Raw genomic sequence first — 25,476 nt, 5'->3', positions numbered from 1 at the left:
CGTCCGCGACGCCGATCGCGGACCGCACCGGAGCCCGCCCGCGCCGTTCCGCGGGGCGCTCGTCCCCGCGCTCAGCGGCGGGTCTGCACCACCCCCGCGATGATCGAGGCCGCGGCGGCCATCCCGGCGGCGTTCGGGTGGTACGGGTAGGTCGGGGAAGCCGGGTTCCCGCCCTCCAGCCACCGGCGGGCGGGCTGCTCGCACAGGCCGCGGTCGGAACTGGGCCGCCGGATGTCCACGAAGGTCGCGCCGTGCGCGTTCGCCTGCTGCGCCAGCATCGTGGCGACCCCGTCCATCCGGCTCTGGATGTAGTCCGCGTCGGCGGGCAGGTACGGGTCGGTCGGGTAGCAGCCGCCGGAACGCCAGTAGGTCAGGTACCCGACGACGACCACCCGCGCGTTGGGCGACCTGCGGTGGATCTCCTCCAGCGCGGCCCCCACCTTCGGCGCGGTCGCGGCCGTGCGGGCGGTGTACTTGTCGACTCCGCCCGAAGTGGACTTCTGCTGGCACGTCGGCCCCGCGGGGACGGGCGGCGGTGCCGGGGTCGCGCACTCGGTGAAGGCCTCGTACATCGCGATGTCGTTGGCGGCTATGGCGATCGTGACCAGCTCGGTGTCGCGGCGCAGCGCGTCGTACTGCGGCGGCACCACACCGGACTGCCTGCCCGCGAGGTCGACCGTCCGCGCGCCCGAGCAGGTCACGTCGACCAGCGCGGCGCGCAGCCGCCCGGCCAGCACGTGCGGCCAGTTGCGGTCCGAGCGCAGGCACCGCTCGTCGATCTGGTTGGGGATCAGCGGACCCGAAGCCGACGAGTCGCCGAGGGCCGCGTACCGCAGCGGCGCGCTCGCCACCGCGGGCGCGGTGCCGGTGGCGAACGCCGCCACCACCAGGAGAACCAGCCACCGGGCCCTCATGACGCACCCGCGTTCGCCGTGTCGGCTCCGGCGGTGGGCAGCGGTTCGGCGGTGTCCTCGTGCTGCTTCTCGCGGCGGATGCACAGGGCGAGGACGGGCACGAGGGCCACGCCGACGCAGGAGGCGGCGGTGATCAGGTAGTAGGGGGCGATGAGGCTGCCGGTCGCCTCCTCGACGAGGCCGTAGGCGTACGGACCGGCGAACCCGCCGGTGATGCCGACCATGTTGATGAACGCGAGCCCCGCCACGGCGACCAGGCCGGACATCCGGGACATCGCGATCGACCAGAACAGCGGCAGCGTGCCGAGGGCGAAGAAGTTGGCGACGAAGACGAGGCTGATGCGCCACAACGGGTTCGCGGAGGACAGGAAGCCGACGAGGATCAGCAGCCCCGCCCCGGCGCACAGGCCGATCAGCTGGACCTCGCGGCCGACCCGGCGTTTGAGCCAGGGGAAGAAGAGCACGCCCGCCAGCGCGGTGATGCCGCCGCCACCGGCCAGCAGGCCGATGAGGAAAGGACTCTTGAGGCCCAGCGACTGCAGCAGCGCGGGGAAGTTGAACCCGATGCCGGAGCTGATGGCCTGGTTGACGAAGTAGATCGACGCGAGGACGAGCACGGTCGGGCGCCCGAACGCCAGCCGCAGGTTCCCGCGCATCCGCGTCGGCGACGGCACTCCCCGCGTGACGGCCCGCTCCGCGAGCAGGTCGGCCTCCTCGCGGGTGAGCCACTTGGCGTCGGCGGGACGGCCGGGCAGGACGAACCAGACCAGCACGCCGACGAGGATCGTCACGAGCCCCTCGACGAGGAACATCCACTGCCAGCCGTGCAGCCCGCCCACTCCTTGCAGCTCCATCAGCGCGCCGCCCATGGGCGAGCCGATGACGATGGCGACGCAGGGGGCGGTGTAGATCAGGCCGACCACCGTGACCCGGTGCTTCTGGGAGAACCACAGCGTGACCGTGTACATCAGGGCCGGGAACAGGCCCGCCTCCGTCGCGCCGAGCAGCAGGCGCAGGGCGTAGAAGGAGATCTCGTCCTGCACGAACATCATCGCCGCGGACACCGCGCCCCACGTCACGGCGATGCGGGCGATCCACACCCTGGCGCCGACCCGGTAGAGCACCAGGTTGCTCGGCACCTCCAGCAGCGCGTAGCTCAGGAAGAACAGGCCCGCGCCGAGCCCGTAGGCGGCGGCGCCGAGGCCGATGTCGGCTTCCAGCGAGGTCTTCGCGAGCGCGATGTTCGTGCGGTCGACGTAGGACATGAAGTAGGCGATGCCCAGGACCGGCAGCAGCCGAGCCATCGCCTTCCTGGTGGCGTTCTCGTGCGGCAGGTCGTGCTCGTTCGTCGTCATCGACGGCCCCTCCGGAGTTGGCGCTCCACGGGGGTGTCCGGGTCCTGCGGCTGGTTCAGGCCAGTGCGGCGGATTCGCAAAGACCCCTTCACCTGGGATACTACTGAGTATTACGGTATTTCGAGCGGACTGGTGTGTCAACCGTCACAGTTGACTGTGTGCGACGATGGCCGAGTCGGGCGAGAGGAGATGCCGGTGAGCGCGAGCCCGGAGGCGGCGCCCGACGCCCGGAGCAGGATCCTCGACGCGGCCGCCGAGGCGTTCATGGTCACGGGGTTCGCCAACACCACGATCGACGACATCGCCGACGTCCTCGGCGCGACCAAGGGCCTGGTCTACTACCACTTCCGGTCGAAGTTCGACATCTTCCTCGCGGTGTACGAGGAGGCCATGCGGCGCGTCCGCGACCGCGTCGAGCCGCACGCGACCCGTACCGGGAGCGGGAAGGACCGGCTCGTGGCCATGTCGGTCGCGCACCTGCTCAACCTGATGGAGGACCTGGCGTTCCACCACATCGTCCACCAGGCCGTGCGGGGCGAGGTGTCGACCGCGCTCAAGACCCGCCAGCGCGACGCCCTGGTGGCGTTGAACCAGCTCCGCCGCGACTACGAGCAGCTGTTCCACGGTGTCGTGGTGGCGGGCGTGGACGACGGCTCGCTGCGCGCGGTGGACCCGAGCCTGGCCACCAGGACGCTGCTGAGCAGCCTCAACGCCGTGGACATGTGGTACCGCAAGGTCGAGGGCCAGACCGCCGCCGAGGTCGACGACCTCGCCCGCCGGGTCGTGGCCCTCCTCGTCGGCGGGCTCGCCGCGTGACCGGCACGATGCGCTGACCACCGTTTCGGACCGCACGACGCCCGGAGGATCGTTGACCGACCAGCCGATCGCCACCACCAGCCACGGGAGCGTCCGCGGCGCCGTCGCGGACGGCGGCGTCCTCGTGTTCAAGGGCATCCCCTACGCCGCGCCGCCGGTCGGCCCCAACCGGTTCCAGCCGCCGCGGCCGGTGGAGCCGTGGACGTCGACGCGCGACGCCACCCGGTTCGGGCCCACCGCGCCGCAGGCCGAGGGCACGGGACCGCTGGCCGACCTGGTGCCCCGGTCGATCATCCCCGGCGACGACTACCTCAACCTCAACGTGTGGACGCCGGACACCTCGGGCGCGGCGCCGGTCATGGTGTTCGTCCACGGTGGCGCGTTCACCAGCGGCTCCGGCTCGATCGGCGGCTACGACGGCACCCGCTTCGCCCGCGACGGGGTCGTCCTGGTCACCCTCAACTACCGGCTCGGCGCGGACGGCTTCCTCTGGTTCGGCGACGGCACCCCCAACCTCGGGCTGCTCGACCAGGTGGCCGCGCTGACCTGGGTGCGCGACAACATCGCCGGGTTCGGCGGGGACCCGGCCAACGTCACCGTCTTCGGCGAGTCGGCGGGCGCCATGAGCGTGTGCACGCTGCTCGCCATGCCCTTGGCCCGCGGCCTGTTCCACCGGGCGATCGCGCAGTCGGGTGCGGCGCACAGCGTCGTCTCCCCCGCCACCGCCCGGCTGATCGGCACCCGGTTGGCCGCGATCCTCGGTGTCGCGCCGACCCGTGAGGGTGTCGCCTCCGTGTCCACGGACCGGTTGTTGGCCGCGCAGACCCGGGTCGCCACCGAGGTCGGGGCCCGACCGAGGGCGAAGCTGTGGGGCGAGGTCGCCCGCAACCTGATGCCGTTCGAGCCGGTGGTCGACGGGGACGTGCTCCCCGGCCCGCCGATCGAGCGCATCGCCGGGGGGGCCGGGTCGGACGTGGACGTGCTGATCGGCACCAACACCGAGGAGGCGCGGCTGTTCGTGGTGCCGACCGGGGCGATCTCGAAGATCCGTTCCGCGGTGCTGCACCTCGCGGCGCTCCGCTACGGGCTGCCCGTCGGGAGTGCCGTGCGCCGCTACCGCGCGAACCGGCCGGGGAGCACACCGGGCGACGTGCTGGCCGCCGTGATCACCGACTGGTACTACCGGATCCCCGCGCTCCGCCTGGCCGAGGCCCACGGCCGCACGCACGTCTACGAGTTCGCCTGGCGGTCCCCCGCCTACGACGGCGCTCTCGGTGCCTGCCACGTGATCGAGCTCCCGTTCGTCTTCGACAACCTCGACGAACCCGCGTTCGCCGCCCTCTCGGACGGGCACGCGCCGCAGAAGCTGGCCGACACCGTGCACCGCGCGTGGGTGGACTTCGCCACCTCCGGCGATCCGGGCTGGCCGGTGTACTCCCCCGACCACCGCGTCGCGATGGTGTTCGACACCGACTCAGCGACCGTCGAGGACGACCGGGCGGACGAGCGCGTGCTGTGGGACGGGCGGCGCTGAGGTCCTGGTTGACCTTCACCCTCGGGCAGGCCGCAGAGTGGGCCTCGTCGGGAACGGAGGAGCCGTCCATGGAGCTGGTCAGCATCGGGGAGTTCTCGCGGTTGTCGCGGCTGTCGGCCAAGGCGCTGCGGCTGTACGACGAGCTGGGACTCCTGGTACCCGCCCGCGTCGATGCCGAGACCGGGTACCGGTGGTACTCGGCCGGGCAGCTGGAGCGGGCCGGGCTGGTGGCCGCGCTGCGGCGGATCGGGATCCCGTTGGCGCGCGTGAAGGAGCTGCTGGCACTGGACCCCGCCGCGGCGGCCGAGGAGATCCGGGCGCACTGGGCCGGGACCGAGGCGGAACACGCGGCGCGGCGCCGGGTCGTGGGCGGGCTCGTGGAGAGGCTGCACGAGGAGGAGTCGGAGATGGACGAGGTCGAGGTGCGGGACGTGCCCGCGCGCAGCGTGGTGGGCATGGTCCGGAGGGTGCGGCAGGAGGAGCTGGTGCCCACCGGGCGGGAGCTGTTCATCCACCGGTTGAGGGGTGGGGGTGTCGCGCGGGTCGACGGCATCGCCGGGGCGCCGTTCATGATCTACCACGGCGAGGTCGGCGGGGACAGCGACGGCCCGGTGGAGTGGTGCTGGCCGGTGCCCGACGACGGGGCCGAGGAGGTCGCGGCGCGGTTCCCGGACCTGACGGTGAGGCGGGAGGCGGCGCACCAGGAGGCGTTCATCCGGCAGGGTGCGGCCGGGCGGTGGGACAGCGCGGCTCAGGCGGAACAGGCGCTGAGGTCGTTGGCGGCCTGGGTGGTGCGGGAGGGGCGGGAGCCCGCGGGGGCGTTGAGGATGGTGCTGGTGCCGAATGCCGGTGGGGAGCGGACGGGGCCGGACGGGGAGTTCGCTGTGCCTTTGCGGTGAGCGGGGTGGGGTTTGGTGAGTAGGGGGTCACCGGGGGGGTGGAGCCTGGTCACCGGCGGGGCGAAGCCCGGCCCCCGGTGCGCGATTGTCTCAATGCCCGATCTTGCTTGTCAAGACGATAGAGCTATCTTGACAAGCAAGATCGGGCAGGAGGGCGCTGTGGATCGGGGACAGAGGAGAAGTCTGGCTTCGCCAGCATCGAGCTCCGCTCGACACTGCATCCTCGGCTGCGCCATTGGACCAAGCATCCGCGCTTCGCCGCGGACAGGACATCCTTGCTTCGCGGCGGACAAGGCCCCAGGCGCTTCGCGCCGGATGCGCGCTGGCGGGCTTCGCCCAACGTGGCTGGGGTGGCTGCTCGGCTTTGCCGCCGGGGAAGGGGCGGGCGGTCCGTAGCGGGAGGGGTGGCGGCTGTGCATCGTTTGGCGCCTTGGCTTTGCGGGTGGTTCGGGGGCGGGGCGGGGCGTTGGTGGTGGGGGCGGCGATCGCCGTGGGGGCGTTGCTGGACGGGGTGCCGGAGTCGGTGGTGCTGGGGCTTTCCCTGCTCAGCGGAGGCGGGGTCGGGGTGGCGGTGCTGGTGGCCGTGTTCATCTCGAACGTCCCGGAAGGACTGTCCAGCGCGGCGGGGATGAAGCAGGCTGGGCGCGGGGCCCGGTACGTGTTCGGGGTGTGGGGCGGGATCGCGGTGGCCAGCGGGGTGGCGGCCCTGTTGGGGAACCTGTTGCTGCGCGACGCCTCGCCCGCGACGATCGCGGTGATCACGGCCGTGGCGGCCGGTGCGATCCTGGCGATGGTGGCGGACACGATGATCCCCGAGGCGTTCGAGCGCAGCGGGCTCTACACCGGACTGATCACGACGGTGGGGTTCCTGACGGCCTTCACCGTCGAACGGCTCGGCGGGTAGTCGGGTCCTTTGGCAGGATGACCCCCTGTTGTCCACTGTCGACGATGGGGGAAGCACGTGGGTCTGGTCGCGGTGGAGCTGCCCGCTCCGCGGGAGATGCGAGGGCGGTGGGCGGCGCACTCGGCGGTGCTCGGGGCGCTCGGGTTCGGGGACGGCTCGAACGCGGAGGGCGGTCGGTGGTACTACGACGACGGCGGGGGCAACTGGGCGGAGCTCCACCGGCTCGACGGTGGGCGGGCGGTGCTGATCGGGCACGACCACGAGATGTCGGAGACCTACTACAACCTGGCGGCCGAGTACTTCGGTGAGCCGGAGACCGACCTGCTGGCCGGTGCCCCGGACTGGTGGGGCGGACCGGTTCGGGCGACCGAGGGTCCCGGCCAGTGGATCGGGTTCGTCTACGGCTACGAGGACGGCGGGTGGCGGCGGGTCCCCTACGACCTGCCCGACGGCTTCTCCTCGGTCGACCCGCCGTTCGCGTCCGACGAGCGGTGCCACGAGCTGATCGCCGCGTACGCCGACGCCACCGGGCGGAGCTCCGCGATCGACGCGCTGGTCGCGGCGGACGCCGACGTCACCGAGGAGCTGGTCGCGGCCGTTCTCGGGACCAAGGGCGACGCCGCCGCGGGTGCGGCGGCGGCCCGGAGGTTCCTCGACTAGCCCCGCCCGTCACGCCGAGGTGGCGCGCAGGACCGAGCGGAACGCGGCGCGGTGGGTCCAGGCCAGGCCGAGCTCGATGGCGGCCACGGCGACGGCGATCGGCAGTCCGCCCTGTTCGAGGAACAGGTGGAAGGCGACGATGTTGACGACGACCGGCGCGAGCAGGACGAGTGCCAGCGGGACGAAGCGGTTGGCCAGCAACAGGATCCCGCACAGCACCTGGACGCCCATCGTCATCTGCATCATGTAGCCGGTCTGGGCCAGCGCCATGCTGAACGCGAGCGCCTCGGCGGGCATCGCGGCGCCTTCGGGCTGGGGCAGGAAGTTCAGGAAGCCGTTGAGCCCCATGACCACGAACAGCAGGCCCAGGACGACCCGGCCCGCGGTCGGCAGGTGGCGGGTGAGCGGAGCGGCGGCGGAGGTGGTCGCGGTGCGCTGGGCGGTCGTGGTGGTCATGTCGGGTCCCCTCGGTCCGGCGGGGCTTCCGTCGCCCTGCCTCTACCCCTGCGTCGAACAGGGAGACACCGGATCGACACCGACCTCGAAAAACTTCTCGCCGCTGTCGGACGCGGTCAGCACGGCAGGCCGAAGCGCCGGGGCAGGTCCTCGCCGAGGAAGCGGGTGATGGCGCTGATCCGGTCGTCGCGCACGGTCAGCACGAGCAGTCCGACCGGTTGGTCGAGACCGGCCAGGTAGCAGCCGAACGCGGGCTGGGTGTTGGCGCGGGTGGGCACCAGCAGGAACCGGCGACCCGCGCGCGAGGCGGCGCTCGCGCCCAGGAACCCCGCGATGGCCGCCGGGCCCCGGTACTCGTGGGGCGCGGGCGGCATGGCCAGCCAGGCGTCGTCGGTGAGCAGCGCGACCACGCCCTCCACGTCGTCGGCGGTGTACGCGTCGGCGAACCGCCGGACGAGGTCGCGCTCCCCCGGTGAGCCCGGCCGCGGCGCGTGGTCGGGCACCTGTCCGTCCAGCCGCGCACGGGCGCGTTGCAAGGCTCCCTTGACCGCGGTCGCTGTGGTCCCCAGCAGGTCGGCGACCTCCGCGGTGGAGAAGTCGAGCACGTCGCGGAGCACCAGGACGGCGGCCTGGCGCGGTGGGAGCCGCTGGAGTCCCGCGATGAACGCCAGCTCGACCGCCTCCCTGGCGGAGGACCTGGCCTCGGGGCCGGGCGCGGTGTCCAGGAGGGCGTCGGGGTAGGGCTGCAGCCAGGTGACCTCGCCGCGCCGGGTGGGCGTGGGCGGGTCGAACGGCGGCACCGGCTCGGGTGGGCGGCGTCGGCGGGCGTCGCGCTGGGCGTTGAGGCAGCGGTTGGTCGCGATGCGGTACAGCCAGGTCCGCACCGACGACCGGCCCTCGAAGCCGTCCAGCCCTCGCCACGCCGCGACCAGCGTCTCCTGGAGCACGTCCTCGGCGTCGGCGAACGACCCGAGCATCCGGTAGCAGTGCAGCAGCAGCTCGCGCTCGTGCGCGGTGACGAGCTCGCGGAACGCCTGCTCGTCGACCGTGCGCGTGCTCCGGGTCACCTCGGCATCCTCGCACGGGGGCGCGGGTCGGGCGCGGACCGTTCCGCCGCGCACCCCCGTGGTGTCCAACCAGGGACACCGACGAAGGGAAACCAACCATGACCACCAAGGCTCTCGACACCGCGCTCGCCTACCACCGCGCCTGGACCGCCCACGACTTCGAGCGCGCGATGACCCACGTCGCCGAGGACGTCGTCTGCGACGCCCCGGCGGGCCGCATCGAGGGCGCGGCGGCGTTCCGCGACTTCATGGGCCCGTTCACCCGGCTCGTGACCGGGTCGACCCTGATCGCCGCGTTCGGCGACGACCGGACCGCGCTGCTGATGTACGACACCAGGACCGTCCCGGTGGACCACGCACCGGGCAGCGAGTGCGTGACGGTCCACGACGGCCTGATCACGCACATCCGGATCGTGTTCGACCGGGCGCCGTTCGACGCGGCCCGGCAGGCCGCCCTAGCCCCTGGACAGCGGTAGCCGGACGGCCGGTGGGAGCGGGCTCCGCACGGGGTCGGTCCGGAACGACAGGAGCATGAGGGCGGCGAAGCGGCGGGACGCGGCGACGCGCAGGGCGGGTGACTCGGCGCGGATGCCCTCGTTCGCCATCAGCGCCATGCTGATGTCCTCCAGCACGAAGTCCGACCGCAGCGGGCCCGTCTCCTTCGCGCGCCGCACCAGCTCCAGCAGCAGGCGCAGCGTGCGGTCGCGCTCGGCGGCCAGGTCGACCGCGTGCGGCAGCTGCGAGGTGAACGCGCGGGCGAACCCGCGGTCCAGGGCGTGCACCTCCATGAGCCGGGAGACCACCAGGCTGAAGCCCTCCCACGGGTCGTCCGCGGCCAGCCCCTCCTGCACGATCACCGAGCACGAGGCCATCCGCTCGGCGAACGCCTCGGTGAGCAGCGCCTCCTTGGTCTGGAAGTGCCGGTACACGGTCGCCACACCGAGCTCGGCCCGCCGGGCGATCTCCCGGATCGGCACGTCGAGGCCGTCCGCGGCGAACGCCGTGCGCGCGACCGCGAGGATGCGCTCGCGGTTGTCGCGCGCGTCCGAACGGAGCTTCGTTCCCACTTCAGCCGTCACGTCTCTCACTTCAGCCAAACGGACGGGGTGCTCCGTTACGTTCCCGAACCATGAGAGCAGTCCGGTTCACCCAGTTCGGCCCACCCTCCGTCATGCACGTCGCGGAGGTGGAAGCACCCCACGCCCGCCCCGGCACGGTCCGCGTGGCCGTGCGCGCCTCCGGCATCTCCCCCGGCGAGACGCACATCAGGTCAGGCGAGTTCCGCGACGTCGTGCCCACGACGTTCCCCTACCTGACCGGCTTCGACGCCGCCGGTGTGGTGGACGAGGTGGGCGACGGGGTCACCGGCGTGGCGGTCGGCGACGAGGTGTTCGGCATGACGACCACGGCCGCGCGGGCGGCCAACGCGGACTTCGCGGTGTTGACGGCGTGGGCGCCCAAGCCCGCGTCGTGGAGTTGGGAGGAGGCCGGTGGTGCCGCCGGGGCGGTGGAGACGGCCACCAGGGTGCTGGACCGGCTCGGCGTCGCGGACGGGGACACCGTGCTGATCCAGGGTGCCGCGGGTGGGGTCGGTGCCGTGGCGGTGCAGATGGCGGTGGCCCGCGGTGCTCGGGTGATCGGGACGGCCAGCGAGGGGAACCACGAGTTCCTGAGGTCGCTGGGTGCCGAGCCGACCGCGTACGGAGCTGGGCTGGTGCAACGGGTGCGGGCGCTGGCGCCGTCGGGGGTGGACGCGGTGTTCGACTGCGCGGGCGGGGCGTTGCCGGATCTGGTGGCGATCGCGGGTGGAGCGGAGAAGGTGGTGACGATCGCGCCGGACTTCACGGCGGCGGGGCTGGGCGTGCACATGTCGCACGGCGTGCCCGCTGGTGCCGCGGGGACGTCGGCCGACCCGATGGCGGTGCACGGGTTGGCGGTCGCGGTGGGGTTGGCGGAGCAGGGACGGCTGCGGGTGCCGGTGGCGGCGGCGTTTCCGGTCGGGGAGGTGGTGGCGGCGCATGAGCTGTGCGAGACGAGGCATGCGCGAGGGAAGATCGTGTTGGTGCATTGAGGACGGCTTCGGTGCTTGGGGGTGTCGCCGTGCCCGAGTGGCACCAGCGCATCTCGTGGTTCGACCACGATCGCATGATCATGTGGCGCACGGGCGAAACGCTTCGCTCACGGCGCTGAGCGACAACCTACCCCATCACACGAGCCATCAAAAAGCCGGCTACCGCCCAGCTGGAATATCCCAGACACGCCATCGGAAACTCCCCACCCGAAATTCGGCGGCCTGAGTGCACATGCCCTCGGTTTGCCACTACGGCAAAGATGCTTGCCAGATCCGACCATGACTGGTTTCGTGGGTTTATGTCAATCTCCGTCGACAGGATCGCGCAACGCTTTCGACGCACCTACCTGCTCGAAGAAGTCGACCCCCGATTCGAGGATCTGTTTGCCGAATCCGTCGAGATCAGGCACAACTACGAAAAGTCGATGTCCATGAACGGAGGCGATTTCGCCGCCGCCATGGTTCGCATGCTGCGGGCCACCACCGAGGTGGTGCGAAACCACTCCGACTCCTTGTCTTCTTTTCTCGTCGGCGAGGACGGCTTCGCACTTGCGGCCACACTTCAGGGTGAACTTGAGGACGGTCGGCCCGTCCGTGTCCCACGCTGCCTGGTGGCAGAGGTCCGCAACGGTAAGATCAACAAGATCGACGAATTCGGCGACATGCGTCAACGCGAGTCGCTCGACGACGCCCTCAGGTCAGCCGGTCGTTTTCGCAGCTGATGCGACGGCAGGAGAATCCCATCGATCTGGACTCCCCTCAAATCCCCACCCACCGGACGGTCGAAGATCCATCGCGGGCACAAGGGCGAGCGGCGCCGCTTCGTCGAGACCGACCGCGAGGGGATCGGTGCGGCCACGACCGTGGCCGAAGGGGCCCTGCCGCCTCCCATGCGATCCTTCGCCGGCGAGCTCGCCCCGCACCGTATCCAGGTCAACGCGGTGCCCCTGCGTACGGCACGACGGGCAACTCCCAGGAACGGTCGAGTCCTGAGTGGACAGTCGCTCCCCTCGGCCGCGTCGGAAACCCCCGCCGACATCGCCGGAACCAGATCACGACTCGCGCACCGATCCGCCGACGCGCAAGGCCGTCAGTCCCGCCCCTGGCCGGCGCGCGACCCGTCGAAGGTCACGCGGCAGAACTCGGCGAAGGCCTGCATGCGGCGGGTCAGGCGGGCGTCGCGAGCGTGCGCCAGGACGACGTCGACCTGCCTGACCTCCTCGACGATCTCCCGGTACACCAACGAAGGCCCGGCGTAGGTCGTCTCCGGCGACGGGCGTTGCAGCAGGAGCGAGTACCCGGCTCCGCTCGCGACCAGTGACCGGACGGACTCGAAGTTCGCGGTCGTGAAGCGCACGGCCGGGTCGATGCCCCCTGCTGCCAGCACCTCGCGGAACATCTCCGAGCTGGGCGGCATGTCCAGCATGATCATCGGCTCGTCCCTCAGCTCCGCCAGGGAGAGCGGCCCCGGTACCGCGAGCCGGTGGTCGGACGGGAGCAGGACGTAGGGGCGGACGCGGTAGAGGACGGTCGTGGAGATGTCCTGGCCCACACCGAGGTCGTACATCAGCGCCATCTCGCAGGTGCCGTCCAGCAGCCGCCCGAGCATGTCGGCCACCGACCCCTCGAACAACCGGATGGTGACCTCCGGGTACTCGACCGGGAACCCCTTGAGGATCCTGGGAACCAGGAACGGCGTGAGCGTCGGGTAGCAGCCGAGCGCCAGCTCGCCGCTCACCACCTGCCCCAGGTTCTGCGCCGCCGACTGCACCTCGCCCGCGTGCGCGAGCAGGTTGCGCACCTCCGGGAGCATGTGGCGGGCGGCACCGGTCAGCTCGATACCGCGGGACTTGCGGCGCAGGAACAGCTGCACACCGAGAGCGCGTTCGAGCTTGGTGATCGCCAGCGACACGGCCGACTGGGAGATGTGGTGCCGCTTGGCCGCGGCGGCCATCGTGCCCTCGTCCGCCACGGTGACGAAGTAGTCCAACTGCCGCATGGTGAAGCGCGGGCCCGTACCAGGCATGTCGACGTCCTGCTCTCGCTTGAGTTTTTCTGGACTACCGCTTGAACAACCACTGCTTTACAGGTTTTGAGCAGCCCTGACACTCTCAGGAGCAGTCGGCGGCCGCCGCACCAGGCGGGGAAGACGATCCACTGACCGACAAGGAGCGCGATGCCCAGGGTGACCTTCCACCACGACGGGGGAAGCAGCGAGGCGTTCGACATCGCCGCGGGCATGAACCTCATGCGGGCAGCGGTGACCAATGGCGTTCGGGGCATCGTCGGCGAGTGCGGGGGTCAGGCGATGTGCGCCACCTGCCACGTGTACGTCCGGGAGCCCTACCTCCGGGCACTGCCCAGGCCGGGTGAGGACGAGAACGAGATGCTCGACCGCGTGGCCGCGCCACGCGATCCACGGCGCAGCCGGCTCGGCTGCCAGGTGACGCTCGACGCGGTGGCCGACGAGATCGAGGTCGACATACCAGTGAGCCAGACCTGACATCGGAGCATCACCATGACCACAACGCCGGACACCGCCGCATCCACCCCACCGCCCACCGCGGACTGGGTCGATCCCCTGGCCATGCAGCGGGACCCCTACGACACCTACGACCGCCTTCGCGACCTGGCACCCGTCGTCCACGTCCCGGCCCTGAACCGCTACCTGGTCACGACGTCCGACGCCTGCCGCGCGATCGAGTCCGACCAGGAAACCTACTCGGCACGCGCTGGTGGCGCGGCCGCGACCATGGTCCGAGCCCTCGGAGGCACACCCATGCTGCGCCGGGACGACCCCGACCACGCCACCGAGCGCGGCCCGGTCAACCCGCCGCTGCGTCCCAAGCGGGTTCGCGAGGCCTGGGCTCCGCTCTTCGAACGCAACGCGGAGACCTGCCTCGCGGCGCTGCTCGAAAAGGGCCCCGACGAAGCCGACCTCGACCACGACTTCGCGGCACCGCTGGCCGCGTACAACCTCGTCGACATGCTTGGCCTGCCCATGGCCGACCCGCAGGACGTGCGGCGCTGGTCGCACACCTTCATCGAGGGCATCGGCAACATCCAGGACGACCCGGACATCTGGGTGCGCTGCGACGCCGCCCAACGCGAGGTCGACGCGGTACTGGACGACCTCCTCCCCCGGCTCCGCGCGAAGCCGGACGGTTCGATCACCTCCGCACTCGCGAACGCGGGCCTCACCGACGACCAGGTCCGGGCAAACGTCAAACTCACCATCTCCGGGGGACTGAACGAGCCGCAGCACATGACCACCACCATCGTGCGGGCGTTGGGCGACCACCCCGAGCAGCGCGAACTGGCCCTGTCCGATCCCGCGCGGTGGCCTGCCGTGTTCGACGAGGCCCTGCGCTGGTGCTCCCCAGTGGGCATGTATCCGCGTGAGACCACCAGACCCGCGGTGCTCGAAGGCTTCCGTCTTCCCGCCGGGGCGGCGCTCGGCGTGGTCGTCGCGGCAGCCAACCGGGATCCCTCCGCCTTCCCCCGCCCAGCCGACTTCGACATCACGCGCCCCAGGCAACCGCACCTCGGCTTCGGCAGCGGCGTCCACCGCTGCGCAGGTCACTGGGCGGCCCGGATCGCCGTCGGGGAAATAGCCGTTCCCCTGCTCCACCAACGCATTCCCACCCTCCGCACCGACGCCCTGCGGGCGGGGAACTGGTCCGGCTGGGTGTTCCGCGGCCTCACCGATCTGCCGGTCACCTGGTAGACCGGACTTCTCGTCAGGCAATTGCGGCTGCTGCCGTGAGAGTTGGCGCAACAGCGCCATCGCAGCGACCTCATGCCTTGCACCTGGCAATGCGGCAAGTCCGCGGTAGGGCTGCCCCCACCTGAAACAGTGGGGCGCAGACCATGGAAGCGCCATGCCGGTGACCCTAATTTGATCACGTACCCCCATGAGCCCAGCCTCGGCGGAATCCCCCGCCCCAAACGCGCCAATTCGGCACCGGCACACCAGTCTCGGAGAGAACATGTCCCAGGTTTTTCGCGCGTCTGCCTTGCTCGCCGTCTGCTGTGCAGCAGGAATGGCGCTCACCGGCTGTTCCGACGCGGCAGAGGCAACCGGAGAGGACGCCCCCTCCCACACCTCGGCCGCACCGCTCGGCGAGGAGAACGACTTCGCAGGCAAACCCACGAGGATCCGCGTCGGAGACCGACTGGTGACCGTGTCCTGCTCAGGCCGCTTCGGTGAGAACAAGCCGGTCATCCTCCTGATGGCCGGCCTCGGTGACGGCCTCGACAAGCTCAGCGGAATCCAGACGTCACTCAGCAAGGAACACCGAACCTGTTCCTACGACCGACTTGGTGAAGGCTCGAGCGACCAGCCGACGGGACAACAGGACCTCGAAGACGTCGAGAAGACCTTGTCCGAGGTCCTCGACCACGTGGCCAGGCACCATCCGGTCGTGCTCGCCGGACACTCACTGGGCGGGTTGATCGCCGCCCGGTACGCCCCCGACCACCAGGACCGCGTCAAGGGAATGGTCCTGCTGGACGCCACACCTCCCACGATGCTGACCGACACCACGAGCCTGATCCCCGAAACCGCCACCGGGCCCGCGGCGGAGCTGCGCGCAGGCCTGCTCGCGACGACCCACGGTGAGAATCCCGAGAAACTCGCCCTCGACGACGGACCCGTCCGATCCGCGGGCACGATCCCGGTCGAGATCGTCCGACACGGAAATCCTTACCTCGCCGAGATCCCTGAATACGGCCCTGCCCTGGAACAGGTGTGGGCGACCGGGCAGCAGAAGTGGCTCGCGTTGTCGCCGCGGAGCACGCAGAGCATCGCGGAGGGCAGCGGGCACTACATCTACGTGGATCGACCGGACATCGCGCTACAGGCCATCCAGAACATCGCCGAGGAAATCTGAGCGGTGGGTGGTGCGTGTTCACCGGTCTCACGCGTCGCGGCGTCGGTACCCACTGGCGCCGCCTAGTTCACCGCGGTGACGATCCTGGTGGTGGACGATTTCGCGGCCTGGCAGGGAGTGGGCGCGATGGCGAGGACCGCTTGGGCGACCGGACTGCTCACACCGCCGAGCTTGCCGATGAACGCGCCCAGGAAGGCGGGAAAGTACTCGCGCGGCAACGAACGCAACTTGGTGGACGCCCTGGTGCGACGCCGAACCGCGTCCTGACGGGCGCGAGCGAGGACCGCGGTTCACCGTACCTTCGGTGTCGGCCTACGGCCGCCGGTGGACGTGCATGTCGGTGCGCAGGATGTCGGCCAACACCATCGCGTCGGCGTGGTCGGACCTCGAGCGCGCAACCGTGTGGCCTACCCGGTAGCGGACCACCGCCATGCCCACCAACCGACTCTGGTCGTTGACCGAGGAGACATCGTGAGGTCAAGCCCGCCGCACCCGGTGGCTGCTCGGCGGTGCGGGCAAGCTCGTCCTGCGACGGTGGGCCGACCAGCTCACCGAGCCCGGTCGACCCTCCCCGGCACCACGACGGGCACCTCTATCGGGTGGATCAGCGCTGGTCGAACGGATAACACCTGCCATCGGGGCTACCGTCCGAACTGGTTGGTCCACAGTGGACGGGAGGGTTCATCGTGCACGTGACCCGTGCGGCTTTGGCGGCACTGGCAGCTTGCGGGCTCGTGGTGCTCTCCCTGCCGGCGGCTCACGCGGATCCGCTTCCCGGCGGTCTCGGGCCGTGCGTGCCGGGTACCTGCCCCGGCACGCACCCGCCGATCGGCAACGGGTCCTTCGCGGGGCGCGACGACGGCATCGACGTGTTCGTCGGCGGCGGGATGCGCGTCACCGGCACAGCGGCCGAGGCCGAGGGCAGAGTGGTCGTCGGCGGTGACTTCAGCCTGCGCAAGACGTCGGGATCGTCGATCTACAACGTCGGTGTCGCCGGGGTCGGCTCACGAGTGCCTCCGTCGGACGGTGCCGATTTCCTCACCGTGGGTGGTGACCTCACCGTGGCCGACGGTCAGCGGCTCGACGCGGTGGGCGACTCCGGCGGTGGTGTGGTCCGCCACGCCGGGGTGGTCAGCGGCACCGTCATCGGGACTGTCGTCCACGACCCGGCGGCGATGAAGCCGTACGCGGGGCTCCGGGACGAGCTGACGGCCGCCAGCCGGTGCTACGCCCGCATCGACGAGGCTCCGAGACCACCGACCGGGACCGTGGTCAACCAGCAGTACCAAACCCTTTTCACCGGCGACGGCAAGTCCGCGCTCCAGGTTTTCATCCTCACCGAAGACATCGCCGGGCCGGGGAACAGCGCGCAGGGCATCGTGTTCACCGGCATCCCGGAAGGCGCCACGGTGCTGGTCAACGTCACCGGCGGCCCTCGCACGATCAACACCTACAGCGGAACCCTCGACGACGGCGACCCGCTCGACAAGCTCCGCTCCCGCCTCCTGTGGAACTTCCCGGACGCGGAGACGGTCACCCTCACCGGCAGCGGAATGTTCCAAGGCAGCGTGCTCGTGGGCAACGCGGACGGCACGACCACGGTGACGCTGCCGGGCGTCAACGGTCGGTTCTTCACCGCGGGCGACCTCGTCCACGGCTCCAGCACGGGCGCGGGCGGCGGGCAGGAGTTCCACGCGTACCCGTTCACAGGCGACCTGCCGTCGTGCACGAAACCACCGGAGCCGACCACGACGACCACCCCCACGACCACAACCGGTCCTGGCACCTCGACCACCGACCAGACCACCGCAGAACCCACGACCACCACGCCCGCCGTCACCACCGCGAGCACGGCAGGCACGTCCACCGTCCCGACAAGCCCCAGTGGCACCGCTGGCACGTCGTCGTCCGGCAACCTGCCGAACACCGGCGCCAACGTCGGTCCGGCGCTTGCCCTGGGCGCACTGGTCATCTCTGGTGGTGTGGGGCTCGTACTGCTCACCAGACAACGCCGGACCCGGTAACCCAGACCCACGACGCGGTGAACGCCCATTCGGACCGAGGTCGACTCGGTCTTCCAGTCGGTGGTCACGACCCCGGCCTGGGCAACGACCAGAACCGGGTGAGGTCGAGGCATTCATCGCGGCCCCGGCCCTGGAACGACTCGATGTAGCCGTCGCGCCACGGTTGACCCGGTGGGATGAACGCCGGCCCAGTCCCGCATCGTCGAACCTGTGCCCGTTGTCGTACCAGGCAAAGCCGGCCGCACTGCGGACGGCCACGCTCGTTTCCGACTCGGGTGGGCAGCTGTCCGCTGTCACTGGTGTGGTTGGGCGGTCTTGTCGGCCGGGTCGATCGGCCGGCTTGGTTGCCTGGTCAGGCCGGGGCGGTCCATTTTTGGGCGGTGGTTTGGTTGCAGTCGTAGATCTGCAGTTGGGTGCCGTTGGTGGTGGTGCTGTTGGGGACGTCGAGGCAGCGGCCGGATTGGGGGTTGAGGAGGGTGCCGGAGGTTTGTTGCCATTGTTGGGCGGCGGAGTTGTTGCAGTCCCAGAGTTGGACCTTGGTGCCGTTGGTCGTGCCGGAGTTCGACACGTCCATGCACTTGCCCATCGCCTGCAACGAGCCGTCGCCGGGGGCGACCCAGCGTTGGGCGTTGGATTGGTTGCAGTCCCAGAGTTGGATGTGGGCGGCGTTGGCGACGGCGCTGTGGTCGACGTCGGCGCACTTGCCGGTGAGTGCCGAGGCGATCGGGCCGGTGGGGGCGACGGGGGCGCCTGTGCCGGGGTAGGAGGGTGGGGCTGAGGAGGGGGTGCTGGCCCAGGAGGTGTTGGCGGTGGTGCCGAGGGTGTAGTCGACGGTGCCGCCGGTGGTGATGATCGATGGCGGTAGGTAGGCGTTGTTCCAACTGGTGCCGTTGAGGGTCATGCTCTGCACGTACGGCGCGTTGTCGGCGGCGGCCGGGGCGTTGATGGTGAGGGTGTTGCCGGTGGGCAGGGTGACGAGGGCCTGGGTGAACAGCGGGCTGCCGAGGGCGAAGTCGGCGGTGCCGGGGGTTTCCGGGAACATGCCGAGCGCGGACCAGACGTACCAGGCGCTCATGGTGCCGAGGTCGTCGTTGCCCGCGAGGCCGTTGGGCTTGTCGGTCCAGATGCCGTCCTGGACCTGGCGGATGATCCGCTGCGCCTTGTACGGCTGGCCGACGTAGTCGTACTCCCAGGGCAGCTCGATGCTGGGCTCGTTGCCGAGGTCGGCCTGGCTGCCGCCGCTGCCGTGGAAACCGGCGAGGACCTTGTCCAGGTAGGCGATCATCTTGGCGTTGCCGCCGAACGCCTGCGCGAGCCCGCCGACGTTGAACGGCACCATTCCCGTGTACTGCCAGGAGGTTCCTTCGACGAAGTTGCTGCCGCTGGCGGGGTTGAAGCCGGAGGTCCAGGAGCCGTCGGCCTCCCTGGGCTGCATGAAACCGGTGGCGGGGTTGAACAGCGCCTTCCACGTCTGCGCGCGGTTGGCGAACTTGACCTGGTCGGCCGTGTCGCCGAGGGAGCCGGCGAACGCCGAGAGCGCGAAGTCGGCGGTGTTGTACTCGAGCTGGGTGGACACCGGGCCGTAGAAGTTGCAGCAGTTCCACTGGCCGTTGGTGGGCAGGTATCCGGGGCTGGTCAGGTAGTTCTGACCGGGCCGGACGTTGTTCTGGGTGTTGGCCTCCTTCACCATCGCGGCCAGTGCGGCCCTGGTGTCGAAGGCGCGGGCGCCGAACGCGTAGTAGTCGGCGAGGATCGCGGTGCCCGGATCGCCGACCATCACGTAGGTCTCGCCGTTGTTGAGCGACCACTTCGGCAGTCTGCCGCTGTGCGCGTAGTCGTTGACCATGGACTGCGCCATGTCGCTGGCCTGCGCCGGTGCCAGCAGCGCGGACAGCTGCGCCTGGCTGCGGTAGATGTCCCAGCCGGAGAAGTTGGCGTACTGCGCGTGCCCGGCGGCGGCGGTGTGGGTGGTGTTGTCGAAGCCGGGGTACTGGCCGTTGGTGTCGGAGTACACGTTGGGGTGCTGCAGGGCGTGGTACAGCGCGGTGTAGAAGACCGTTTGCTGCGAGGAGGTTCCGCCCGCGATCCGGATCCGGTTCAGCATCGTGTTCCACGCGTCGTGCGCGCTCTGGTGCACGGCGTCGAACGTCCGGTCGGCGTTCTCGGCCTCGCGGTTGGCCTGCGCGTTGCCGGTGGACACGTAGGAGATGCCGACCCTGGCCTGCACGACCTGGTTCGCGGTGGTGTCGAAGGTCAGGTACTCGCCGTTGGGTCCGGCCAGCTGCGGTGCCGCCTCCTGGGTGGTCCGCGGCGAACCGGGGCGGGCCTGCGGGACGGCGGCCGCGGCCGCGGTGCTGAAGGTGCCGCTGGTGGTGAACGGGCGGTCGAACTTCGCCGCGAAGTACACCGTGTACGTCGGGCTGGCGCCGCAGAAGTGACCGGTGGTAACGGATCCGACGACCTCGGTGCTGCTGACGACCGTGACGCCGGTGCCGCTGACGGGGGTCTGGCTGCCCGCGAGCTTGATCAGCAGGTTGGCCTGCTTGGTGGCGGGGAAGGTGAACCGGCCCATCCCGGACCGGGTGGTGGCGGTCAGCTCGGTGGTGATGCCCGAGTTCGCCTTCACCCGGTAGTAGCCCGCGTCCGCCTTCTCGTTGGTGTGCGAGAAGGCCTCGGTCGCCCCGCCGTCGACGGCGCCGACGGTCGGCAGGAACGGCACGTCGCCCATCGCGTCGCAGCCGGGTCCCGCGATGTGCGTGAGGCTGAACCCGGTGATCGAGGAGTCGTTGTACTCGTACCCGCCGCCGTCGGGGCGGCTCGGCGTGTCCGGGCTCCACTGGACCATGCCGAACGGCACGTCGGCGCCGGGGAAGTCGTCGGCCGCGTTGCTGGTGCCGATGAACGGGTTGACCACCGCCGCGGGGTCGGAGACCAGGGCGGGTGCCGCCGAAGCGGCGGACGTCGGAACGACCAGACCGATAGTGGTGACCGCGCAGACCGCGGCCACCGAGAGCACTCTCGGCAACGCCATCTCGGGACCTTTCCATGACATCGTTGTCATCACCGGGACGACCAGAGAAGTCCTCGGAGGAAAGGTCCGTCAAGGGCGCCAAAAGGTCCTGTCGCGTTCAGGACACGGCCGATCGCCCGGTCGGCGCAGACCAAAGGCCCCATTCCCGCCGTATTCCCCTGAACGGGAACGGACCGGTTATTCCACGGCGCGTCGGAATGGCAAGTTTCCGGACAGCGCTCAGGCGGTCGTCGTCGCGGCCTTCGAGAGCAGCTCGGCGGTCGCGTCCCACAGCCGCAGCTCGCGGTCGCGGTCGTGGGCGAAGGCGGGCTGCTCGTCGACCTCGTCCACCACCACGTAGGCGCCGTCGCGCAGGTGTGACCACCGGTCGTCCAGGACGATCGACGCGAGGATCCGCCCGGACTTGGCGGCCGTCGCCATGCCGGGGACGCGCTGCAGACCGCGGGCCATCGCCTGGAACGCCTTGGGGGCGTCCCGGCCGAGGTCGGTGCCGGGCATCCAGCCCGGTTCGTACACCGAGACGCCGATCGCGTCGCCGACGCGGCGCTGGAGCTCGTGGGCGTAGTACAGGACCGCCAGCTTGGACGTGGCGTAGGCGACGGCGGAGCCCGCGAGTCCACCGGGCTCGGTGGCGGGCCTGGCGAGGTCCACGGGGTCGCGCCACTTCGCGGGCCGCACGCCCAGCAGCCGCTTGACGCGCCCCGCGCGGTAGGTGTCCGAGCCGAGCAGCACGATCCGCGCGGGCGCCGCGAACGAGCCGAGCAGGTCGCCGATGAGCTGGGCGTGCGCGAGGTGGTTCACGGCGAACGTCAGCTCGTAGCCGTCGGCGGAGGCCCTGCTCACGTCGCCGGACATGGTCCCGGCGTTGGCGAGCAGGCCGCGCAGCGGTCGCACCGCGGCCGAGGCGAGCAGGTCGCGCACCTCGGCCGCGGCCCCGCGGACGTCGGCCAGGCTGGACAGCTCGCAGCCGACGACGTGGGCGTTCGCCCCGGCCGCGCGGGCCTCGGCGGCGACGGCGTCCATGCGGGGGCCGGGCCTGCCGACCAGGAGCAGGTCGGGGCGTTCGGCCTGCGGGCGCCGCGCCATGGCCAGCGCCGCGACCTTGCCGAGCCCTCCGGTCGGGCCGGTGACCAGCACGGTTCCGGGGTCTGTCGATGTCATCGTCGTTCCTCCACTGGGCTGGGGACGTCGACGGCGGGCCGGTTCACCCCGCCGCGATCATCCGGGTGGCGACCTCCGGCAGCAGGCGGTTGGCCTCGGCCTCCGCCTCGACGTCCCCGCGGTCGCGGGCGTCCCACATCGCCGCCTTGACCCGCAGGTAGCCGAGCCGGGCCCGCTGGGCCTCGATCTCGGCCTCGATCCGCTCCGCGTGCCTGAGCAGCAGGTCGCGCTGCTCGGCCGCGGCCGACCGCCCGCGCGTCCGGTTGGCCAGGTAGGAGCGCATCTCCTCGATGCCGACGCCGACCGCGCGCAGGCAGGTCAGCACCTCGATCGAGTCGACGTCGTCGGGGCCGTAGCGGCGGTGCCCGGAGCGCTCGTCCCGCTGGATCGGGCCGATCAGGCCGACCGCCTCGTAGTAGCGCAGCGTCGGCTCGCTCAGCCCGCTGTGCCGGGACACGTCCTGGATGGTCAAGGTCGCCATGGGACCAGCGAACCAGCCTTCAAGCGCTTGAGGTCAAGCGCTCGGGCGGACCGCTACCGGAACGGGTCGGTTCAGCCCGCGGTGAGCTCGGCGATCTGGAGGAACCCGGTGGACGTGCGGGGAGCGCTGCTGGTGAGGTCCAGCCTGACCCGGTCGGTCGGGACGGGGTCGAACGTGATCCGGGTCGGCTGGTTCGAGCCCGCGGCCCACGCGATCTTCAGGCCGCGCACCGGTTCGTAGGCCCGTCCGTTCCAGTAGGTCACGTCGATCGAGGCGGGCAGCGCGTGCGTGGCGTCGGTGGTGAAGTACGCCTGGACACCGCTCAGGCGCTGCTGGCGCGGCAGCGTCAGGGAGACCCATTCGGCGGGGCGGGCGCAGCTGATCGCGGGCAGCAGCGCGGTGGCCTGCTTGACGTAGGCGTTCGACCAGCCGCCGCCGGTGGTGTCGCCGTCGGTCATCGCGGCCGGGACGGTGTCGGGCGAGCCGGAGTAGCTCGCGTCCGCGGTCGGGCTGGTCGGCAGCGCGGTGAGGACCTCGCGGAGCGGACCGGCCGGGGGCGGCAGCGCGGTCCCCTGGTGCCGGGAGCGGGTGGCGATGACGGTGGTGGACGCCGACCGCAGTCGCGGCGAGGTCGCCGTGACCGTGACCGGTCCCGCGTTCAGTCCTGTTCGGACGATCGCCAAGGCCTTGCCGTTGAACGCCTTCCGCGATGTCGACTGGTAGTTCTCCGCGCTCTCCTGCGCTCCGTTGTCCAGGCCGACGAGCGTGCCGCCGTGCACCTGGAAGGTGAGCTGGTCGGCCGCGCCCGGCACGACGACCCCGCGCCGGTCGACGACGTCCGCGGTCACGAACACCAGCGACTCGCCGTCGGCGGCGACCGCCTTGCGGTCCGGGGTGAGCCGGACGGCGGCGGGGGCGCCCGCGGTGCGGATCTCGTCCCTGGCGACCTCGACGCCGTTCTTCCTGGCCACCGCGACGAGCCTGCCGGGGGCGAAGGGGACGTCCCAGGTCAGGTGCAGCTTGCCCGCGCTGCCGTTGGGGCTGGTGTAGCTGCCGGGGTACGGACCGGAGGTGACGTTCTTGTCGTCGCCGGTGGCCTCGGTGGTCTCCAGGTAGCCGGTGCCGTAGGTGGTGGTCTTGCGGTCGAACGACCTCGTGCCGAGCGACCGGCCGTCGAGGAACAGCTCCACGTCCTCGGCGTTGCTGTAGGCCCACACCGACACCTGCTCGCCGGGCCGGTGGTCGGTCCAGTCCACCGGCAGCAGGTGCACGACCGGCTCGCTGCTCCACTGGCTGCGGAACAGGTGGTAGAGGTCCTTGGGGAAGCCCGCGGTGTCGACCGCGCCGAAGAACGACGACTTCACCGGGAACGCGTTGTCGAACGGCGTCGGCTCGCCGAGGTAGTCGAAGCCCGACCAGAGGAACTGGCCCGCGAAGTACTTGCGGTCGCGGTCCTTCTTCAGGCCGTACTCGCCGCTCATCGTCCACGACGCCAGGTTGTTGTCGTAGGAGGACGCGGACCGCTTGCCCGGCGTGTAGTTCTCGCCGGTGTTGAGCTGGTCGGGCTCCTGGTACTCGCCGCGGGTGGACGTGGACGAGGCCGACTCGCTCTCGAACAGGAACTTGTCCGGGTACCGGGCGTGCAGCTCGTCGACCGAGCCCGCGGTGTTGTAGTTCAGGCCCATGCCGTCGAGCAGCGCGAGGATCTGGTCCTGCGCGGAGCCCGGCGCGGGCACGCTGCGGTACTTGTCCGACCCCATCACGATCGGCCGGGTGGTGTCGACCGCGCGGACGTCCGCGATCAGCCGCTTCGCGATCGGCACGCCGATGGCGGCCGACGTCGAGTCGGGGATCTCGTTGCCGATCGACCACAGCACGACCGCGGGCGAGTTCTTGGCCGCTTGAACCATCTCCCGCACGTCGGCGTCGCTGTTGGCGTCGAAGAACCGGCCGTAGTCGTAGGGCACCTTGGGGGTGCGCCAGGTGTCGAACGCCTCGACCATCATGACGATGCCCAGCTCCTCGCACACCTGGACCACCTCGGGGGCGGGCGGGTTGTGTGAGGTGCGCAGGGCGTTGACGCCCATGCCCTTCATGACGGTCAGCTGCCTGCGGACGGCGTCGAGGTTGACCGCCGCGCCCAGTGCGCCGAGGTCGTGGTGCATGTCGACGCCCTGGAGCTTCATCGGCTTGCCGTTGAGCGAGAAGCCCTCGTTCGGGTCGAACACCGCCCAGCGCAGGCCGACCCTCGTCGTGGTGGTGTCGACGGTCCTGCCCGCGACCACGACCCTGGTCTCCACGGAGTACAGGTACGGGTCGGTGGTCGACCACAGGTGCGGCTGGTCGACCCGGATGTCGACGCCCGCCGTGCGGGGCTCGGCGCCCAGGGTGGTCCGGGCGGACCCGGTCGCCACGATGCGGCCGTCGGCGTCCTTGACGGTGGAGACGACGTCGGCGTCGGCCGCGCCGCCCTCGTGCACGGCCTCGGCGTCCACGTGGACGGTGGCGTAGCCGGACTTGGCGGTGTTCGCGAGGTCCGGCGTGGTCGCGGTGACGCCGTGCCGCGTGACGTGGGCCTGGTCGGTCACCACCAGGCGGACGTGGCGGTAGATGCCGCTGCCGGAGTACCAGCGGCTGCTGGGGACCTGGTTGCGGACCTTGACCGCGAGGGTGTCGGTGGTGCCGTCGGTGTGGGCCAGCCGGGTGAGGTCGAGGGCGAAGCCGGTGTAGCCGTAGGCGTGGGAGCCGATGAGCCGACCGTTGAGGTAGACCTCGGAGTCCATGTAGACGCCGTCGAACTCGACGGACACCCTCTTGCCCGCGGTCGACGCCGGGAGGCGGAAGTCCTTGCGGTACCAGCCGAGACCGCCGGGGAGGAACCCGGTGCCCGCGGTCGTGCCGGGACCGGGGGTCGGGTCGAGGCCGATGCTCCAGTCGTGGGGCAGGGTGACCGGGCGCCACGCCGAGGCGTTGGCGGGCTGGGGCGCGTCCGCGCCGGTGGTGTTGACCAGGGCGAACTTCCAGCCGCCGTCGAAGTCCACGGCGCGGTCGGTCGAGCCGACCGCCACGGGGTCACCGGGGGCCGCCGCGGCCGGTGCGGTGGCCAGGCCGAGCACGAGCAGGGCGCAAGCGGCCGCCGCCGCCAGCCGCTTCCCCCGAGAGCCGAACGACATCACACCACCACGTGTCGGTTTCCCCGCAGACCTGACGT

23 protein-coding genes and 1 pseudogene are annotated in these 25,476 nt (G+C 70.9%); 12 read left to right on the top strand and 12 right to left on the bottom strand.

Going from position 1 to position 25,476, the window contains the following annotated elements; genetic code table 11:
* Positions 1-71: 71 nt before the first annotated feature.
* Positions 72-914 carry an SGNH/GDSL hydrolase family protein gene (locus CLV43_RS26685; RefSeq protein WP_106190143.1) on the bottom strand — a complete coding sequence of 281 codons (843 nt, stop codon included), beginning with the start codon at positions 912-914 and terminating at the stop codon, positions 72-74.
* Positions 911-2,269 (bottom strand): MFS transporter, encoded by a 1,359-nt coding sequence (locus CLV43_RS26680; protein WP_211304567.1) that lies wholly within the window; start codon positions 2,267-2,269, stop codon positions 911-913. Before CLV43_RS26680 ends, CLV43_RS26685 begins: the two co-directional genes overlap by 4 nt.
* A 195-nt stretch (positions 2,270-2,464) precedes the next feature.
* Between CLV43_RS26680 and CLV43_RS26675 the strand changes: the two genes are divergently transcribed.
* The 5 genes and pseudogenes from CLV43_RS26675 to CLV43_RS26655 all read left to right on the top strand — a co-directional run bounded on the left by CLV43_RS26675 (position 2,465) and on the right by CLV43_RS26655 (position 7,082).
* Positions 2,465-3,085, top strand: coding sequence for a TetR-type transcription factor C-terminal domain-containing protein (locus CLV43_RS26675; protein WP_245887025.1), 621 nt, complete (start codon positions 2,465-2,467; stop codon positions 3,083-3,085).
* 52 nt (positions 3,086-3,137) lie between these two features.
* Positions 3,138-4,619 (top strand): carboxylesterase/lipase family protein, encoded by a 1,482-nt coding sequence (locus tag CLV43_RS26670; protein ID WP_106190140.1) that lies wholly within the window; start codon positions 3,138-3,140, stop codon positions 4,617-4,619.
* Between the two features lie 68 nt (positions 4,620-4,687).
* A complete protein-coding gene (locus CLV43_RS26665; RefSeq protein WP_146174905.1) occupies positions 4,688-5,518 on the top strand; it encodes a MerR family transcriptional regulator in 831 nt (276 codons plus the stop codon).
* Between the two features lie 475 nt (positions 5,519-5,993).
* Positions 5,994-6,422: pseudogene (locus CLV43_RS26660) on the top strand (ZIP family metal transporter); the annotation flags it as partial.
* 57 nt (positions 6,423-6,479) lie between these two features.
* Entirely contained in the window at positions 6,480-7,082 is a 603-nt protein-coding gene (locus CLV43_RS26655) for a proteophosphoglycan 5 (RefSeq protein WP_106190137.1), read from the top strand.
* A gap of 9 nt (positions 7,083-7,091) precedes the next feature.
* Here CLV43_RS26655 and CLV43_RS26650 read toward each other — a convergent pair whose 3' ends face one another.
* Both CLV43_RS26650 and CLV43_RS26645 read right to left on the bottom strand, forming a co-directional pair.
* Complete coding sequence (locus CLV43_RS26650; RefSeq protein WP_106190135.1) at positions 7,092-7,538, bottom strand: DoxX family membrane protein; 447 nt, start codon at positions 7,536-7,538, stop codon at positions 7,092-7,094.
* Positions 7,539-7,654: 116 nt separating this feature from the next.
* Entirely contained in the window at positions 7,655-8,605 is a 951-nt protein-coding gene (locus CLV43_RS26645) for an RNA polymerase subunit sigma-70 (RefSeq protein ID WP_106190133.1), read from the bottom strand.
* Between the two features lie 98 nt (positions 8,606-8,703).
* Here CLV43_RS26645 and CLV43_RS26640 point away from each other — a divergent pair, with 98 nt between their 5' ends.
* Positions 8,704-9,081: a nuclear transport factor 2 family protein gene (locus tag CLV43_RS26640; RefSeq protein ID WP_106190132.1), complete on the top strand. Its 378-nt coding sequence runs from the start codon at positions 8,704-8,706 to the stop codon at positions 9,079-9,081.
* On the opposite strand, the gene CLV43_RS26635 is transcribed toward CLV43_RS26640, so the two are convergent.
* Positions 9,061-9,684, bottom strand: a complete 624-nt coding sequence (locus tag CLV43_RS26635; protein WP_211304566.1) for a TetR/AcrR family transcriptional regulator — start codon at positions 9,682-9,684, stop codon at positions 9,061-9,063. The two genes, CLV43_RS26640 and CLV43_RS26635, sit on opposite strands and share 21 nt — an antisense overlap.
* A 50-nt stretch (positions 9,685-9,734) precedes the next feature.
* Here CLV43_RS26635 and CLV43_RS26630 point away from each other — a divergent pair, with 50 nt between their 5' ends.
* Positions 9,735-10,676, top strand: coding sequence for an NADP-dependent oxidoreductase (locus CLV43_RS26630; RefSeq protein ID WP_170156022.1), 942 nt, complete (start codon positions 9,735-9,737; stop codon positions 10,674-10,676).
* A 299-nt stretch (positions 10,677-10,975) separates the two neighbouring features.
* A complete protein-coding gene (locus CLV43_RS26625; RefSeq protein WP_106190129.1) occupies positions 10,976-11,398 on the top strand; it encodes a nuclear transport factor 2-like protein in 423 nt (140 codons plus the stop codon).
* A 368-nt stretch (positions 11,399-11,766) separates the two neighbouring features.
* Here CLV43_RS26625 and CLV43_RS26615 read toward each other — a convergent pair whose 3' ends face one another.
* The gene (locus CLV43_RS26615) at positions 11,767-12,702 is read right to left on the bottom strand and encodes a LysR family transcriptional regulator (RefSeq protein ID WP_106190127.1); all 936 of its coding nucleotides are present in this window, start codon (positions 12,700-12,702) and stop codon (positions 11,767-11,769) included.
* Between the two features lie 150 nt (positions 12,703-12,852).
* Here CLV43_RS26615 and CLV43_RS26610 point away from each other — a divergent pair, with 150 nt between their 5' ends.
* From CLV43_RS26610 to CLV43_RS26600, 3 genes are all read left to right on the top strand, one after another.
* Complete coding sequence (locus CLV43_RS26610) at positions 12,853-13,179, top strand: 2Fe-2S iron-sulfur cluster-binding protein (protein WP_106190125.1); 327 nt, start codon at positions 12,853-12,855, stop codon at positions 13,177-13,179.
* A gap of 15 nt (positions 13,180-13,194) precedes the next feature.
* Positions 13,195-14,403 (top strand): cytochrome P450, encoded by a 1,209-nt coding sequence (locus tag CLV43_RS26605; protein WP_106190124.1) that lies wholly within the window; start codon positions 13,195-13,197, stop codon positions 14,401-14,403.
* A gap of 316 nt (positions 14,404-14,719) precedes the next feature.
* Positions 14,720-15,568, top strand: coding sequence for an alpha/beta fold hydrolase (locus CLV43_RS26600; RefSeq protein WP_245887023.1), 849 nt, complete (start codon positions 14,720-14,722; stop codon positions 15,566-15,568).
* A 62-nt stretch (positions 15,569-15,630) separates the two neighbouring features.
* Here CLV43_RS26600 and CLV43_RS47935 read toward each other — a convergent pair whose 3' ends face one another.
* Positions 15,631-15,786, bottom strand: coding sequence for a hypothetical protein (locus CLV43_RS47935; protein WP_170156021.1), 156 nt, complete (start codon positions 15,784-15,786; stop codon positions 15,631-15,633).
* Between the two features lie 468 nt (positions 15,787-16,254).
* On the opposite strand from CLV43_RS47935, the gene CLV43_RS26595 reads away from it, so the two are divergent.
* On the top strand, positions 16,255-17,592 hold the full coding sequence (locus CLV43_RS26595; protein ID WP_245887022.1) for a choice-of-anchor A family protein: 1,338 nt from the start codon (positions 16,255-16,257) through the stop codon (positions 17,590-17,592).
* 64 nt (positions 17,593-17,656) lie between these two features.
* Here CLV43_RS26595 and CLV43_RS49450 read toward each other — a convergent pair whose 3' ends face one another.
* The 5 genes from CLV43_RS49450 to CLV43_RS26570 all read right to left on the bottom strand — a co-directional run bounded on the left by CLV43_RS49450 (position 17,657) and on the right by CLV43_RS26570 (position 25,438).
* Positions 17,657-17,770, bottom strand: a complete 114-nt coding sequence (locus tag CLV43_RS49450) for an integrase core domain-containing protein (protein ID WP_425445779.1) — start codon at positions 17,768-17,770, stop codon at positions 17,657-17,659.
* Between the two features lie 174 nt (positions 17,771-17,944).
* The gene (locus CLV43_RS26585; RefSeq protein WP_106190119.1) at positions 17,945-20,623 is read right to left on the bottom strand and encodes a lectin; all 2,679 of its coding nucleotides are present in this window, start codon (positions 20,621-20,623) and stop codon (positions 17,945-17,947) included.
* Positions 20,624-20,842: 219 nt separating this feature from the next.
* Positions 20,843-21,784: an SDR family NAD(P)-dependent oxidoreductase gene (locus tag CLV43_RS26580; protein WP_106190118.1), complete on the bottom strand. Its 942-nt coding sequence runs from the start codon at positions 21,782-21,784 to the stop codon at positions 20,843-20,845.
* A 43-nt stretch (positions 21,785-21,827) separates the two neighbouring features.
* The gene (locus CLV43_RS26575) at positions 21,828-22,265 is read right to left on the bottom strand and encodes a MerR family transcriptional regulator (protein ID WP_106190116.1); all 438 of its coding nucleotides are present in this window, start codon (positions 22,263-22,265) and stop codon (positions 21,828-21,830) included.
* Positions 22,266-22,336: 71 nt separating this feature from the next.
* The gene (locus tag CLV43_RS26570) at positions 22,337-25,438 is read right to left on the bottom strand and encodes a glycoside hydrolase family 2 TIM barrel-domain containing protein (protein ID WP_106190115.1); all 3,102 of its coding nucleotides are present in this window, start codon (positions 25,436-25,438) and stop codon (positions 22,337-22,339) included.
* Positions 25,439-25,476: the final 38 nt, after the last annotated feature.

The organism is Umezawaea tangerina, from assembly GCF_003002815.1.
In the GTDB taxonomy this organism is placed as follows: Bacteria; Actinomycetota; Actinomycetes; order Mycobacteriales; family Pseudonocardiaceae; genus Umezawaea; species Umezawaea tangerina.
Note: the sequence above shows the minus strand (reverse complement) of the source record. Positions and strands in the feature narration are given on the sequence as shown.

What these genes read in the sequence shown, in the direction of transcription:
- CLV43_RS26600 (WP_245887023.1), top strand. Translation starts at nt 14,720, where the DNA reads ATGGCGCTCACCGGCTGTTCCGACGCGGCAGAGGCAACCGGAGAGGAC.
- CLV43_RS26680 (WP_211304567.1), bottom strand. Translation starts at nt 2,269, where the DNA reads ATGACGACGAACGAGCACGACCTGCCGCACGAGAACGCCACCAGGAAG.
- CLV43_RS26585 (WP_106190119.1), bottom strand. Translation starts at nt 20,623, where the DNA reads ATGGCGTTGCCGAGAGTGCTCTCGGTGGCCGCGGTCTGCGCGGTCACC.
- CLV43_RS26575 (WP_106190116.1), bottom strand. Translation starts at nt 22,265, where the DNA reads ATGGCGACCTTGACCATCCAGGACGTGTCCCGGCACAGCGGGCTGAGC.
- CLV43_RS26630 (WP_170156022.1), top strand. Translation starts at nt 9,735, where the DNA reads ATGAGAGCAGTCCGGTTCACCCAGTTCGGCCCACCCTCCGTCATGCAC.
- CLV43_RS26640 (WP_106190132.1), top strand. Translation starts at nt 8,704, where the DNA reads ATGACCACCAAGGCTCTCGACACCGCGCTCGCCTACCACCGCGCCTGG.
- CLV43_RS26610 (WP_106190125.1), top strand. Translation starts at nt 12,853, where the DNA reads ATGCCCAGGGTGACCTTCCACCACGACGGGGGAAGCAGCGAGGCGTTC.
- CLV43_RS26605 (WP_106190124.1), top strand. Translation starts at nt 13,195, where the DNA reads ATGACCACAACGCCGGACACCGCCGCATCCACCCCACCGCCCACCGCG.
- CLV43_RS26665 (WP_146174905.1), top strand. Translation starts at nt 4,688, where the DNA reads ATGGAGCTGGTCAGCATCGGGGAGTTCTCGCGGTTGTCGCGGCTGTCG.
- CLV43_RS26625 (WP_106190129.1), top strand. Translation starts at nt 10,976, where the DNA reads ATGTCAATCTCCGTCGACAGGATCGCGCAACGCTTTCGACGCACCTAC.
- CLV43_RS26580 (WP_106190118.1), bottom strand. Translation starts at nt 21,784, where the DNA reads ATGACATCGACAGACCCCGGAACCGTGCTGGTCACCGGCCCGACCGGA.
- CLV43_RS26570 (WP_106190115.1), bottom strand. Translation starts at nt 25,438, where the DNA reads ATGTCGTTCGGCTCTCGGGGGAAGCGGCTGGCGGCGGCGGCCGCTTGC.
- CLV43_RS26685 (WP_106190143.1), bottom strand. Translation starts at nt 914, where the DNA reads ATGAGGGCCCGGTGGCTGGTTCTCCTGGTGGTGGCGGCGTTCGCCACC.
- CLV43_RS26615 (WP_106190127.1), bottom strand. Translation starts at nt 12,702, where the DNA reads ATGCCTGGTACGGGCCCGCGCTTCACCATGCGGCAGTTGGACTACTTC.
- CLV43_RS26650 (WP_106190135.1), bottom strand. Translation starts at nt 7,538, where the DNA reads ATGACCACCACGACCGCCCAGCGCACCGCGACCACCTCCGCCGCCGCT.